This window comes from Burkholderia stabilis (genome assembly GCF_001742165.1).
Classification (GTDB): domain Bacteria; phylum Pseudomonadota; class Gammaproteobacteria; order Burkholderiales; family Burkholderiaceae; genus Burkholderia; species Burkholderia stabilis.
In genome coordinates this window covers 2934547-2947905 of the sequence record NZ_CP016443.1, presented here as the reverse complement: position 1 = coordinate 2947905, position 13359 = coordinate 2934547, and the positions used below count along the sequence as shown (strand labels likewise).

Annotated in this window: 12 protein-coding genes; 8 read left to right on the top strand and 4 right to left on the bottom strand. The window is 69.5% G+C overall.

What is annotated here, in order from left to right; translation table 11 throughout:
* Nucleotide 1 precedes the first annotated feature (1 nt).
* On the bottom strand, nt 2-3049 hold the full coding sequence (locus tag BBJ41_RS31030; protein WP_069749981.1) for a DUF802 domain-containing protein: 3048 nt from the start codon (nt 3047-3049) through the stop codon (nt 2-4).
* 10 nt (nt 3050-3059) lie between these two features.
* Complete coding sequence (locus tag BBJ41_RS31025; RefSeq protein WP_069749980.1) at nt 3060-3890, bottom strand: DUF3348 domain-containing protein; 831 nt, start codon at nt 3888-3890, stop codon at nt 3060-3062.
* Here BBJ41_RS31025 and BBJ41_RS40795 point away from each other — a divergent pair.
* Nucleotides 3889-4083: a hypothetical protein gene (locus BBJ41_RS40795; protein ID WP_156814909.1), complete on the top strand. Its 195-nt coding sequence runs from the start codon at nt 3889-3891 to the stop codon at nt 4081-4083. The two genes, BBJ41_RS31025 and BBJ41_RS40795, sit on opposite strands and share 2 nt — an antisense overlap.
* Before the next feature lie 236 nt (nt 4084-4319).
* Here BBJ41_RS40795 and BBJ41_RS31020 read toward each other — a convergent pair whose 3' ends face one another.
* Complete coding sequence (locus BBJ41_RS31020) at nt 4320-4958, bottom strand: LysE family translocator (RefSeq protein WP_069749979.1); 639 nt, start codon at nt 4956-4958, stop codon at nt 4320-4322.
* A gap of 153 nt (nt 4959-5111) precedes the next feature.
* On the opposite strand from BBJ41_RS31020, the gene BBJ41_RS31015 reads away from it, so the two are divergent.
* From BBJ41_RS31015 to BBJ41_RS30995, 5 genes are all read left to right on the top strand, one after another.
* Complete coding sequence (locus BBJ41_RS31015) at nt 5112-5576, top strand: GNAT family N-acetyltransferase (RefSeq protein ID WP_069749978.1); 465 nt, start codon at nt 5112-5114, stop codon at nt 5574-5576.
* A 48-nt stretch (nt 5577-5624) separates the two neighbouring features.
* Nucleotides 5625-6203, top strand: a complete 579-nt coding sequence (locus BBJ41_RS31010; protein ID WP_069749977.1) for a hypothetical protein — start codon at nt 5625-5627, stop codon at nt 6201-6203.
* Between the two features lie 274 nt (nt 6204-6477).
* Complete coding sequence (locus tag BBJ41_RS31005; RefSeq protein WP_069749976.1) at nt 6478-7857, top strand: FAD-containing oxidoreductase; 1380 nt, start codon at nt 6478-6480, stop codon at nt 7855-7857.
* Nucleotides 7858-7954: 97 nt separating this feature from the next.
* The gene (locus BBJ41_RS31000) at nt 7955-8857 is read left to right on the top strand and encodes a LysR family transcriptional regulator (protein WP_069749975.1); all 903 of its coding nucleotides are present in this window, start codon (nt 7955-7957) and stop codon (nt 8855-8857) included.
* Between the two features lie 123 nt (nt 8858-8980).
* Nucleotides 8981-9970 (top strand): zinc-dependent alcohol dehydrogenase family protein, encoded by a 990-nt coding sequence (locus BBJ41_RS30995; RefSeq protein WP_069749974.1) that lies wholly within the window; start codon nt 8981-8983, stop codon nt 9968-9970.
* Nucleotides 9971-10032: 62 nt separating this feature from the next.
* Here the strand turns inward: BBJ41_RS30995 and BBJ41_RS30990 are convergent, their stop codons facing one another.
* Entirely contained in the window at nt 10033-10926 is an 894-nt protein-coding gene (locus tag BBJ41_RS30990; protein ID WP_069749973.1) for an SDR family oxidoreductase, read from the bottom strand.
* A 95-nt stretch (nt 10927-11021) separates the two neighbouring features.
* On the opposite strand from BBJ41_RS30990, the gene BBJ41_RS30985 reads away from it, so the two are divergent.
* Both BBJ41_RS30985 and BBJ41_RS30980 read left to right on the top strand, forming a co-directional pair.
* A complete protein-coding gene (locus tag BBJ41_RS30985; protein WP_069749972.1) occupies nt 11022-11882 on the top strand; it encodes a helix-turn-helix transcriptional regulator in 861 nt (286 codons plus the stop codon).
* Nucleotides 11883-12066: 184 nt separating this feature from the next.
* The gene (locus BBJ41_RS30980; RefSeq protein ID WP_083282023.1) at nt 12067-13296 is read left to right on the top strand and encodes a cyanate transporter; all 1230 of its coding nucleotides are present in this window, start codon (nt 12067-12069) and stop codon (nt 13294-13296) included.
* The last annotated feature ends 63 nt before the right edge of the window (nt 13297-13359 follow it).

Sequence of the window (13359 nt, the reverse complement as noted above, 5' to 3'; positions counted from 1 at the left end):
GTTACGCTCCGACGGGCGCCCGCCGGCCGGCGAGCTGCTGCAAGTCTTCGACGATCTGCTTCTGCGACATCATGCTCAGGTCGATCACCTCGCGCGCCTGCGCGACGTAGTACTCGAGCTGTTCGTCGCTGCGCGCGAGCGATTTCTCGAGCGCAGCCTCGATGCGTTGCAGATGGGTCAGCAACTTGTCGTTCGATTCGCCGAACACCTGCACGGCCATCCCGAACGCATCGCCGAGGCTCGCGACCTCGACCGCGCCCGCCGTCACCTGCGCGGCCACCGAATCGAGCTTGCGCGTTTCGGCATCGACGGTGTCGTTGAAGCGCGCGCCGACGCGGTCGAGCAGGTCGGCCGACGTGCTGACGAGCGCATCGATCGCGGTGCGTTGTTCGGTCGACGCGTGGTTGACCGCGCCGAGCAGCGTTTCGAGCGTCGCGAGCAGGCGGCTGCGTTCCTCGAGCGTCGCGGTATCGCGCACCATGCTGTCGGACAGCCGCTGACGCAGCTCGGCGACGACGTCGGCCGCGGCCTTCGGCGCTTCCGATGCAGCCTGCACGAGACGCGCGATTTCGTTGATCGTGTCGCTCGCATGCACCTGCGCCTGCGCGGTGATGTCGTTCGCGGTGCGGGCCAGCGTGTCGCAGATGTCCTGCTGGCGCGTCGCGGCCTGCGCGCTCGTCTGCGCCCATTCGTCGCGCAGCGCGGCCGCCATCGCGGCGAGCGAATCGTTCCAGGCCGACAGGCGCTGTTCGTCGCGTGCGGCGAGTTGCGTTTGCAGGCCCGTATGCGAATCGCGAATCGTCGTCAGCAGATCGTTCGAGCGTTGTTCGAACGTCGAGGCCTGTGCGGTGAGATCGCGTGTGGTTTGCGCGAGCGCGTCGCAGATTTCCTGCTGGCGGCCTGCGCTGTGCACGCCTGCGCGTTGCCATTCGTCACCGAGCTTCACGGCCATCGCGGACAGCGAATCGTTCCAGGCCGACAGGCGCTCTTCGTCGCGTGCGGCCAGCTGCGTTTGCAGGCCCGTGTGCGAATCGCGGATCGTCGACAGCAGATCGTTCGAGCGTTGTTCGAACGCCGAGGCCTGTGCAGTGAGATCACGCGTGGTTTGCGCGAGCGCGTCGCAGATTTCCTGCTGACGGCCTGCACTGTGCACACCTGCGCGTTGCCATTCGTCGCCGAGTTTCGTGGCCATCGCGGACAGCGAGTCGTTCCAGGTCGACAGGCGCTCTTCGTCGCGTGCGGCGAGCTGCGTTTGCAAGCCCGTGTGTGAATCGCGAATCGTCGACAGCAGATCGTTCGAGCGTTGTTCGAACGTCGAAGCCTGTGTCGTGAGATCGCGCGTGGTTTGCGCAAGCGCGTCGCAGATTTCCTGCTGACGGCCGGCACTGTGCACGCCCGCGCGTTGCCACTCGTCACCGAGTTTCGCGGCCATCGCGGACAGCGAGTCGCTCCAGGTCGACAGGCGTTCTTCATCACGCGCAGCCAGTTGCGTCTGCAGGCCCGTGTGCGAATCGCGAATCGTCGTCAACAGATCGTTCGAGCGTTGTTCGAACGTCGAAGCCTGTTCGGTGAGATCGCGCGTGGTTTGCGCGAGCGCGTCGCAGATTTCCTGCTGACGGCCCGCGCTGTGCGCGCCCGCGCGCTGCCATTCGTCGCCGAGTTTCGCGGCCATCGTGGCCAGCGAGTCGTTCCACGCGGCAAGGCGCTCCTCGTCGCGTGCGGCCAGTTGCGTTTGCAGCCCTTCGTGCGACTCGCGCATCGCGGCGAGCGTCGCGCCCGAATGCCGCTCGAACGTCGCGGCGGCTTCGCCGAGCGCACGCGCATGCTGGATGGCCAGCGTCTCGCCGACCTGCTCCTGGCGCGACAGCGCATCGCGCCACGCGTCCGACAGGCGGCCTTCGGTCGATTCGAGGCGCGTCGCGACGCCGTCGAGCAAATCCGTCGAACGCTGCGCGAACGTGTCGGTGAACTGGCCGAGTGTCGTCTGCAACTGCTGCGCGACGGCGTCGCCCGCGCGGCGCTGTTCGTCGATCGCGCGGTTCCAGACGGTCGTCACATTGCCGGTGGTTTTCTCGAAGCCGTCCGTCAGCCCGTCGAGCTGACGCTGCACGGCGCCCGTCACGGTGTCGCGCAACGCGGCCATCTCCTGCGCGAGCCCCGTCATCGTCGCGGCGACGACCGGCTGCAGCGCGGCGCCGGCCACGCGCGCGCTCTCGGCGGCGCTTTCCTTCAGCGCATCGCCGACGTTCGACGCGAGGCCCGCATACGCGCGCTCGGTCCGGTCGAAAAACGCCTGCTGGCTTTCGAGCTGGCGATCGTGCAACGCGACGCTGCGCGCTTCGAGCGTCGTCATCATCGTCTGCAGCCGGTCGACCAGCGCCGGCATCACGTCGGCCTGGCGCTGCAGCAGCCGGAACGATTCGTCGCGCTGGTGCGCGGACGAATGCACGCGCAACGTCGTCGCGATCTTCGCGTCGAGCTGCTGGCCCGCGTCGATCCGCTCGCGGCGCACGAGCGCGGACAGCAGGCCGAGCATCGCGGACGTCGCGACGCCGGCGATCGACGTGCCGAACGCGAACCCGAGGCCCTTCACCGGCGCGATCAGCGACGCGCGGATCGCATCGAGATCGGTCGCGCTTTCGAGCGCGGCGCCCGTGCCTTTCAGCGTCACGACCATCCCGAGCAGCGTACCGAGCATGCCGAGCAGCACGAGCAGGCCGACGAGGTAAGGCGTGAGCGACGGCCCCGGCAGCGCGACGCGCGCGCCTTCGACCCGTGCGCGCACCGCGCCGCGCAGGCCCGGGTGCAGCGTGTCGAGCCACGCGTCGAGCTTCGCGGGCGGCGCGGTCAGCCCGGCGACCGCGCGCGACAGCGTGGCGGTCGCCTGCCGGTAGCGCAGCAGCTCCCATGCGCCGGCGACGTAGCACGCGCCGATCAGCAGCGTGACGGCCGTCGCCAGCGGGTTCGACGCGACATAACCGACGCCGATCCAGCCCACTGCGAGCAGGCCGGCGGCGAAAACAACGAGATCGATGCGAATTCTGGACATAGCGTATTGATTAGCTGGTGCGAAGGGCCGCGAGCAGCCCTTCTACCGTTTGAAACCGGACTTCGAGTTCGGCAAGCAGGATGCTCTGCATCTCGTCGCGAAACGTGTCGAGCCATGCACCGGGGATGATCGCCGCTGCGGACGGGCCGTCGGCGGGCGGGCTGTCGACAAGCACGTCGCCGTCAGCCGTACCGGCCGTGTCGGCCGCTGCCGCTACCGCTACCGCTGCCGCTGCCGCTGCCGCTGCCGCTGCCGCCGATTCGGCGTCGGCCAGCGCTTGCCGTTCCGCGTCGCGCAGCCGCCCGAAACGCGTGCCGAGCAGCGCGGGCACGGCCGACAGCAGGCTGCGCTCGCGCGCGCCGAGCACGCGCTCCATGATCGTGTCGAGCGTCGCGAGCCGCGCCATCCCGGACGAGCGTGCGGCGAGCGCGACCCGCAGACGGCCGCGCAACTGGCCGATCGCCGTTTCCATGTCCTGCTGGAGCGACAGGTAACGCTGACGGAAATCCGCAAAATCGGCCGTGTCGGCGGCCGGCGGCGGCATGTCACCGGGCCGGCGGCGCGCAGGCCGCCGGTTGGTGGCCATGATCGCCTGCGCGAGATCGTGACGCACGCGCGCACCGTCGCGCTCCGCGTCGTAGCCGCGCACGCCGGCCGCGACGCCCGGCGGGCTCGCATTCAGTGCGGACGACAGCGTGATCGCGTCGGTCCAGCCGAGCCACTGGCTCAGGCGGTCGGACAGCGTCTGGCGGGATTCCGCGACGTCGGCATCGGCCAGGCGCGCGAGCAGCCGGACGAGGGTCGGACCGCTCAATGCCGGGCGCGGAGGAGCTTGCACCATGCTGCAAACCGTCAAAAAAGGCAGCAGTTTACACGTCGTCGGGGAGGCGGCCGTCAGAATCGGGGAAGCCGCGCCGGCCAGCGGACCGTGTGACGCACGCGAACGCCCGTTGGGCAAGGCTTGGCGGGTGGTAGAGGGGTTGGGAATCGCGTTGGCGACTGGTGCAGCCGCCGCGGACATCGGGAAGAAATGAACTCGTTCCGAGCAGGTGTCGGTGCCGGAAGCGTGACAGGCTTTCGGGCTTTCGGGCTTTCGGGCTTTCGGGCTTTCGGGCGGTTGGGCCGTTGGACGGTCAGGCGGTCAGGCGGTCGGGCGGCGGGCGGCTGGGCCGCTGGGCCGCTGGGCCGCTGGGCCGCTGGGCCGAAAACGCTAACGGCCGGCCACGGAAATGGCCAGCCGCCGTACCATGCCCGCCGGGAATGAACCCGGTCAGATCCCCGCTTTCGGCGCGTTCAGGATGAGCCGCAGCCCGAGCAGCGTGATCGCGCCGGCTGCGATGCGGTCGACCCATTTCTTCGCGCGCAGGTAAAGCTCGCGCGGTTTGCGCGTGGAAAAACACAGCGCGACGATCGTGTACCAGCCGAATTCGACGCCGAACACGAGCGGCGGCAGCGCGAGATAGCACCACAGCGGCGGATGCTGCGGAAGCAGCGCCGCGAAGATACTGCCGTACCAGATCGCCGTCTTCGGGTTGCTGAGCTGCGTCGTCAGCCCCGTCCAGAACGACTTGCGCGCGCTGCCGGCGGCCATCGCCTGCGGATCTTCCATCGCGATCGGACGATCGGCGCCGCGCCAGATCTTCGACGCCATGTAGATCAGGTACGCACCGCCCGCCACCTTGAGGCCCACGTACAGCCATTCGACGGCCTGCAGCAGCGTATAGAGCCCGGCCAGCGCGACGCCGCCGAACACGATGCCGCCCATGCCCATGCCGAGCGCGGTGGCGAGCCCGTCGCGGCGCGACAGCCCGATCGAATTGCGCGCAACCAGCACGAAGCTCGGGCCCGGAATCATCGCGCCGAGCCACAGCGCAGCCAGGATGGCGAGTACGGCAGCCGATGCAGTCATCGAAATCTCCTTGGTCAGCGACGCCGAAGCGCCGGCGCCTGCGTGTCGTTTCCGACGGGTCGAGCCGCTGATTCTGGCACGCTTCGCGCGCGGCCGAAAGCGCCCGCGCGCTGCTATGCTGGCCGTCTTTTCCGTCATCCCGCACCAGCACCCATGATCGAGATCCGCGCCGCCCGCTATCCCGACGACGCCCGCGTCGTCGAGGCGATCTTCCGCGAGTACATCGCCAGCCCCACCGTCAGCCTCGAATTCCAGGACTACGAGCCCGAGATCGCCGCGCTGCCCGGCAAATACGCGGCGCCGCGCGGGTTGCTGCTGCTCGCGTGGCACGGCGAGCGTGCGGTCGGTTGCGCGGCATTCCGGGAAATCGACGCGTCGTCGTGCGAGATGAAGCGCGTGTACGTACGCCCCGAAGCGCGCGGGCTGAACGTCGGCCGCCAGCTCGTCGAACGGCTGCTGCGCGACGCGAAGGCGGCCGGTTATGCGCGCATGTGCCTCGACGTGCTGCCCGAATTCGTCGCTGCAAGGCAACTGTATGCATCGCTCGGCTTCACGCCCGCGCCGCCCGTCGCGTTCAATCCGGTGCCGGGCACCGAGTTTCTCGGGCGCGACCTGTAACCGCGCACGGCCGGCAAGCCCTTTCCCCTTTCGACCGGACACTCCGCCATGCGCGCTCTCCGCCTGTTCCCGTTGCTGCTCCCGTTGCTCGCGGCATGGCCTGCCGGCGCCCGCGCCGACACCCTGCCGAAGCCGATCGCCGCACAGCTGCCACCCGGCTACCAGCCACTGCTCGCGCAGGCCGGCCCCGATCTCGGTGACGGGCGGCACAGCTTTCTCGTCGTCGTGCATCGCGCGGTCGATACGCGCGAGCAGCCGTCGCCGCGCCCGCTGCTGATCTACGAGGAACAGGCCGATCATGCGTTCCGGCTCGCCGCGCGTAACGACCAGGTCGTCCTGCGCGCGAACGAAGGCGGCCAGTGCGATCCGTTCGATCCGGAAGACGCCGCCGACAACGGCCTGTCGGTGAAAGGTCGCTACTTCACCGTACAGAATTTCGTCGCGTGCGGGCAGCACTGGACCGACTACGTGACGTTCCGCTACGACCCGCGCACGCACGGCTGGGTATTCTCGAACCAGATCGTCACCGAATCGTTTCCGCTCGACGGCAAGCCCGACGAGGTCACCGTCACGCGCGCCGACGCCCATCGGCCGGTGTCGTTCAGTCAGTGGAAACGCAAGGAATGACGCGACCGGTGGAGCGCGCCGCGACCGATTGCGGCGCGCCGGGCGCCTCCCGCGCGCACCAGCGCGCGGCCCGTCACTCGCGCTCGCCGACGCTTCGCCCTTCTCGCCCTTCTCGCCCTTCTCGTCCTTCTCGTCCTTCTCGTCCTTCTCGCCCTTCAGGCACTCGCAGCCCCGCGCCAACAGGACTACCATAAGCGCTCGCCGTCGCACGACGCGGCGCCGCACGCGGCTCGCCCGCCCGCCTTCTCACGTCGCACCCGCGCAGGAGGACGTCATGACGCAACACTTCGATGCGATCGTCATCGGCACCGGGCAAGCCGGGCCGCCCCTCGCCGCGCGGCTGTCCGGCGCGGGCATGAAAGTGGCGATCGTCGAACGCGGCCGCTTCGGCGGCACCTGCGTGAACACCGGCTGCATTCCGACCAAGACGCTGATCGCAAGCGCGTACGCCGCGCAGCTCGCACGCCGCGCGGGCGAATACGGCGTGTCGGTCGGCGGCCCCGTCACCGTCGACATGAAAGCCGTGAAGGCGCGCAAGGACCAGATCTCCGGCCGCTCGACCCACGGCGTCGAGCAATGGGTGCGCGGCCTCGCCAACACGACCGTGTTCCAGGGGCACGCCCGCTTCGAGCGGGCCGACGCGGTGCGCGTCGGCGACGAACTGCTCGAGGCGGAGCGCATCTTCATCAACGTCGGCGGACGCGCGCAGGTGCCGCCGATGCCAGGCCTCGACGCGGTGCCGTACCTGACCAACTCGACGATGATGGACGTCGACTTCCTGCCCGAACATCTCGTCATCGTCGGCGGCAGCTACGTCGGGCTCGAGTTCGGCCAGATGTACCGCCGCTTCGGCGCGAAAGTCACGATCGTCGAGAAGGGCTCGCGCCTGATCCGTCGCGAGGACGACGACGTCTCGCAAGCCGTGCGCGAGATTCTCGAAAACGAAGGGATCGACGTGCAGCTCGACGCGAACTGCCTGAGCGCGCGACGCGACGGCAGCAGCATCGTGGTCGGCCTCGACTGCGCGGGCGGCGGCCGCGAAGTCGCCGGCTCGCACCTGCTGCTCGCGGTCGGGCGCGTGCCGAACACCGACGATCTCGGGCTCGACCGGGCCGGCGTCGACACCGACGCGCGCGGCTACATCACCGTCGACGAGCAGTTGCGCACGAACGTGCCCGGCATCTGGGCGCTCGGCGACTGCAACGGGCGCGGCGCGTTCACGCACACCGCGTACAACGACTACGAGATCGTCGCGGCCAACCTGCTCGACAACGATCCGCGCAAGGTGTCCGACCGCATCACGGCCTACGCGATGTATATCGACCCGCCGCTCGGCCGCGTCGGCATGACACTCGCGGAAGCGAAGCAGACGGGCCGCCGGCTGCTCGTCGGCACGCGCCCGATGACGCGCGTCGGCCGCGCGGTGGAGAAAGGCGAGAGCCAGGGTTTCATGAAGGTGATCGTCGACGCGGACAGCCATGCGATCCTCGGCGCGTCGATTCTCGGCGTGACGGGCGACGAAGTCGTGCACGGGATGCTCGACGTGATGGCCGCCGGCGCGCCGTACACGACGATCAGCCGCGCGATGCACATCCACCCGACCGTGTCGGAACTCGTGCCGACGCTGCTGCAGGATCTGCATCCGGTCGAATGACGTTTGACGCGCGGCGTGCGGTCGGCCGCGCACAGGTGTCGCGCCGGTGCCGGGCCGTATGCGAAGATGGCCGTTCGCCACGACATCCGGGAACGCCATGGACCGCCTGCAAACGATGCAGATCTACGTACAGATCGTCGAGCGCGGCAACTTCACGCAGGCCGCCGACGCGCTGCAACTGCATCGCCCGGCCGTGACGAAAGCGGTGCAGCAGCTCGAACAGGAACTCGGCATCCGGCTGCTGAACCGCAGCACGCGCCGCGTGAGCATGACCGCCGAAGGCGAAGCGTTTTATACGCGCTGCGTGCAGTTGCTCGGCAGCATCGACGACGCGTTCGCATCGTTCCCGAAGCAGCGCGCGGTGCCGAAGGGCCGGCTGCGGCTCGACATCGCGCTGGCACTCGCGAAGACGGTCGTCATTCCGGCGCTGCCCGACTTCCAGCAGCGCTATCCGCAGATCGAGCTCGTGCTCGGCACGAGCGACCAGCCGGCCGACCTGATCGGCGAAGGCATCGACTGCGTCGTGCGGATCGGCACGCTGAAGGATTCGAGCATGATCGCGCGCACGGTCGGCGCGGTGCCGATGGTCATGTGCGCGTCTCCTACTTATGTTTCGCGCCACGGTTTGCCGCGCACGCTCGACGACCTGCGCACGCATCGTGCGGTCAACTTCTTCTCCGGCAGCAATCGCAAGGTGCTCGAATGGACGTTCCGCCAGAAAGGCGAAACCGTCTCGATGAAGCTCGCGAGCAGCCTCCTCACGGACAACTCGGAAGCGCTGCTGTCCTGCGGGCTGGCCGGCCTCGGCATCGTGTACGCGTTGCGGCCCGCGCTGCAGCCGAGCATCGACTCGGGCCAACTGATCGAACTGCTGCCCGGCGTGCCGGCCGTGCCGAAGCCGATTTCCGTGCTGTACCCGAACCGCGCGCATCTGCCCGACAAGGTGCGCGCGTTCATCGACTGGCTCACCGAGCTGATCGCGCGCCGCTATCCCGCGTGAAACAGGTTCCCGCCGATTGTTATTCGACGAATAACAATCAATGATTCCGTCGCGCGTTTATCCGGCGCAGGTACCCGCCTACAGTGCTCCTTCATCGACACCCATTCATCGAAGGAGCCATTCATGTCCCGCATCGTTCGTTTCCATCGCATCGGCGGCCCCGACGTGCTGCAGATCGACAACGTCGACGTGCCCGCGCCGGGCACCGACGAAATCCGCTTGCGCGTGAAGGCAATCGGCCTCAATCGCGCGGAAGTGATGTACCGCAGCGGCGCCTATACGTTCACGCCGCGCTTGCCCGCGTCGCTCGGCTATGAGGCATCGGGCGTCGTCGCGGCGGTCGGCAGCAACGTGACCGGGTTCGCCGAAGGCGACGCGGTGAGCGTCGTGCCGGCGTTCTCGTTCGCCGATTACGGGATGTACGGCGACGTGGTCAACGTGCCCGCGCATGCGGTCGTCAAACACCCGGACAGCCTGTCGTTCGAGGAAGCGGCCGCGACGTGGATGATGTTCGTCACGGCTTACGGCGCGCTGATCGAACTCGGCGGCCTGCAGCGCGGCGACGCGGTGCTGATCGGCGCCGCGTCGAGCAGCGTCGGGCAGGCGGCGATCCAGATCGCGAACCATGTCGGCGCGGTGCCGATCGCGCTGACACGCGGCGAAGCGAAGCGCCAGGCGCTGCTCGACGCGGGCGCGGCGCACGTGATCGTCGGCAGCCCGGCGGACCTGCCGCAGCAGGTGGCGGAGATGACGGGCGGCATCGGCGCGCGCGTCGTGTTCGATCCGGTCGGCGGCCCCGACGCGGCGAACCTGCTGCGCGCGCTGCGCACGAACGGCACGTTCTTCCAGTACGGCGCGCTCGACACGCGCGACATCCCGGTGCCGGTGATGGACCTGCTCGCGCGCCACCTGACGCTGCGCGGCTACGAGCTGTTCGAAATTACCGGCGATACGCAGCGGCTCGAACGCGCGAAGCGCTTCATCGTCGACGGGCTCGCGGCCGGCACGCTGAAGCCGTCGATCGACCGCACGTTCGCGTTCGACGACATCGCCGACGCGCATCGGTACATGGAAGCCGGCGCGCAGGTCGGGAAGATCGTCGTGACGGTCTGAGCGGTGAATGCGGGCGGGGCGCGCCGTGTGAAAGCAACGCCACGACACACCCCGCCCGTTCGTCAGCTTTCGAAATACCGCGGCCTGTCGATATCGGCGATCAGCCGCGGCTGCGTCGGCGCCCAGTCGAGCCACGCACGCGTGCGCTCGCTGGTTGCGGGCGCATCCATCCCCGCGAACATCGCGAACCAGCCGAAATGTTCGCCGGCTTCCGCCGCCGGTTTCGCGACGACCGGCACGTTCAGCCGGCGGCCGATCACTGCCGCGATCTCGCGGAACGGCACCCCCGTATCGTCGACCGCGTGATAGCGCGCGCCGGCCGCACCGCGTTCGATCGCGAGCCGGTACACGCGCGCCGCATCGAGCCGGTGCACGGCCGGCCAGCGGTTGTCGCCATCGCCGATATAGGCCGATACGCCCTTCTGCCTGGCGAACGCGATCAGGTGCGGCACGAAACCGTGATCGCCGTCGCCGTGTACGGACGGCGGCAGGCGCACGACCGACGCATGCACGCCCTGCGCTTCGAGCGCGACCGCCGTCGCTTCCGACGCACGCGGATAGCTTGCCGAAACCGGCACGTGCGGATCGGCCTCGGTCGCCTCGCGGCCGGGCGCGACGAGCGCGAGGCCCGACGTGACGACGAGCGGCCGCGCCGACCCGGCGAGCGCCGCGCCGAGCGTCTCGATCGCGCGGCGGTCGAGTTCGCAGTTCTGCGCGAAGCGCGAGAAGTCGTGATTGAAGCCGGTATGGATCACGGCGTCGGCGGCATCGGCGCCGCGCTTCAGGCTGTCGAGATCCTCCAGCGATCCGCGCAGGACGTCCGCGCCGGCCGCCGCGACCGATGCGGCAGCCGCATCGGAACGCGCGAGGCCACGCACCGCATGCCCCGCGGCGACGAGTTCGGCGACGACGGCGGAGCCGACGAATCCCGATGCTCCAGTGACAAAGACACGCATGTTCAGTACCTCCGGATGGAATGGAGGATTACTATCTGGCGACCGCCTCGCGCAGTGAAGACGTGACGGTTTACCGGTAAACGAACTAACAGGCTATGGCAGACGCATCCGACAACCTGCTCGGCGCGTACCTTCGGGATCGCCGCGAAAAACTCGACCCGGCCGCGCTCGGCCTGCCGGTCACGCGCCGCCGCACGCCGGGCCTGCGGCGCGAGGAAGTCGCCCAGCGTGCGCACGTCAGCGCCGCGTGGTACACGTGGCTCGAACAGGGGCGCGGCGGTGCGCCGTCGGCCGACGTGCTCGACCGGCTCGCGCGCGCATTGCTGCTGAACGACGCCGAGCGCGAGCACCTGTTCCTGATCGACCTCGGCCATCCGCCCGAAGTGCGCTACCACGCGACCGACAGCGTGACGCCGCGCCTGCAGCACGTGCTCGATTCGCTCGAAACGAGCCCGGCGATCGTGCGCTCGGCGACGTGGGACGTCGTCGCGTGGAACGACGCGGCGGCCGCGACACTGACCGACTACGCGACACTGCCGCCCGCGCTGCGCAACATCCTGCGGCTCATCTTCGTCGATCCGCGCGTGCGCGACGCGCAGTCGAACTGGCACCAGGTCGCGCGCTTCGCGGTGGGCGCGTTTCGCGCGGACGTCGCACGCGGCGGCGCGACGCACACCGTGCAGGCGTTCGTCGACGAGATGCGCGCGACGAGCGCCGAGTTCGACGCGCTGTGGCGCGACCACGATATCCGGTCGCATGAAGAAGGCACCAAGGAACTGCGCCATCCGGCCGTCGGGCGGATCGCGCTCGAATATTCGGCGTTCGCCGTCAGCGGCCGGCCCGACCTGACGCTCGTGATCTTCACGCCGGAGACGGTCGCCGATCGCGCGCGCATCCGGACGCTGGTGGCCGCGCGCGAAAAGGCTGCCGCTGAATACGCGCCGGCCGCGTCATGATGCTTGCGCGGGCGGCCGCTCCCGCGCCGCCGCAGCCGCGCCCATCCGTCCCCGTCATCCCGCCCCGCCCCATCGCAATCCGCACTGATTCGCAGTCGAATATTTAATTTTCTCCTGGCGTAGCGCGCGCTTACCCTTTCGGCATCGCATCACAGGGCCACCGGCCCCTCCCTGGAGCATCCCGATGACCGACCCCGGCACCGCGCACGCCGTACATCGCCCGCATGCGGCTTCCGTGTCCTATGGCGCGCTCGCGCTGCTGGTGCTGGCCGGGCTCAACCTGCGTCCGTTCCTGACCGCGTTCGGCCCCGTGCTCGACGTCGTGCGCGCCGATACCGGCCTCGGCTTTCGCGCGGCCGCGCTGCTGACCACGCTGCCGTTCGTGCTGATGGGTGTGGTGGCCGGCGTCGGCGTCGGGCTCGCGCGGCGTTTCGGCGAGCAACGCGCGCTGAGCGCCGCGCTGACGCTGATCGCGATCGGCTGCACCGCGCGCCTGTGGACGCACGGCAGCACCGGTCTGATCGCGACCGCGATCGTCGCGGGCGCCGGCGTCGCCGTGGTCCAGGCGCTCGTGCCGGGCCTTGCAAAGCGCTGGTTCGTCGACCGGCTGCCGCTCGTGATGGGTCTCTATTCGGCTGCGCTGGTCGGCGGCGGCGCGTTCGGCGCGGTCGCGGCCCCGTGGCTCGCCGCGCACGGCGGCTGGCATCTCGCGCTCGCCGTGTGGGCCGTGCCCGCCTTCGTCACGCTCGCGCTGTGGCGCGCGAAGGCGCCGCGCGACGCCGTGCACGCGAGCACCGCATCGGCGCCGATCAGCGCGTTCCTGCGCATTCCGCGCGCGTGGCAACTCGCGTTGTTCTTCGGCCTCAGCAACAGCGGCTACGCGAGCCTCGTCGCGTGGCTGCCCGCGTTCTACCGCAGCGTCGGCATGAGCCCGCAGGCGAGCGGCAACCTGCTCGCGTGGATGGCGCTGTTCCAGGCGACCGGCGCGCTCGCGATGCCGATGCTCGCGAAACGTTCGCCCGACCGTCGCACCGTGCTGTGGCTCACGCTCGCGCTGCAGGCGGCCGGCTTCGCCGGGTTCGCGACGCTGCCCGCGTTCGCGCCGTGGCTCTGGGTCGCGAGCGTCGGCCTCGGTCTCGGCGGCTTCTTCTCGATGAGCCTGATCGTCACGCTCGACCACCTGCCCGACGCACGGCTCGCGGGCGCGCTCGCCGCGTTCGTGCAAGGCGTCGGCTTCCTGACCGTCGCTGCCAGCCCCTGGTTGATCGGCTGGCTGCGCGACGCGGGCGGCGGCTTCGCGATCGCGTGGTGGATGCATATCGGCGTGATCGCCGCGATGGCCGCGCTGAACGCCGCATTCTCGCCTGCCGGCTACCGGCGCAGCATGGCGCGCATCACCGGCGCCGCGCACTGAACCCGAACCCCTGATCCGGGCGGGCGCCGGCCTCTTCCGGCGATCGTCCAGCCGCCCGCGCAT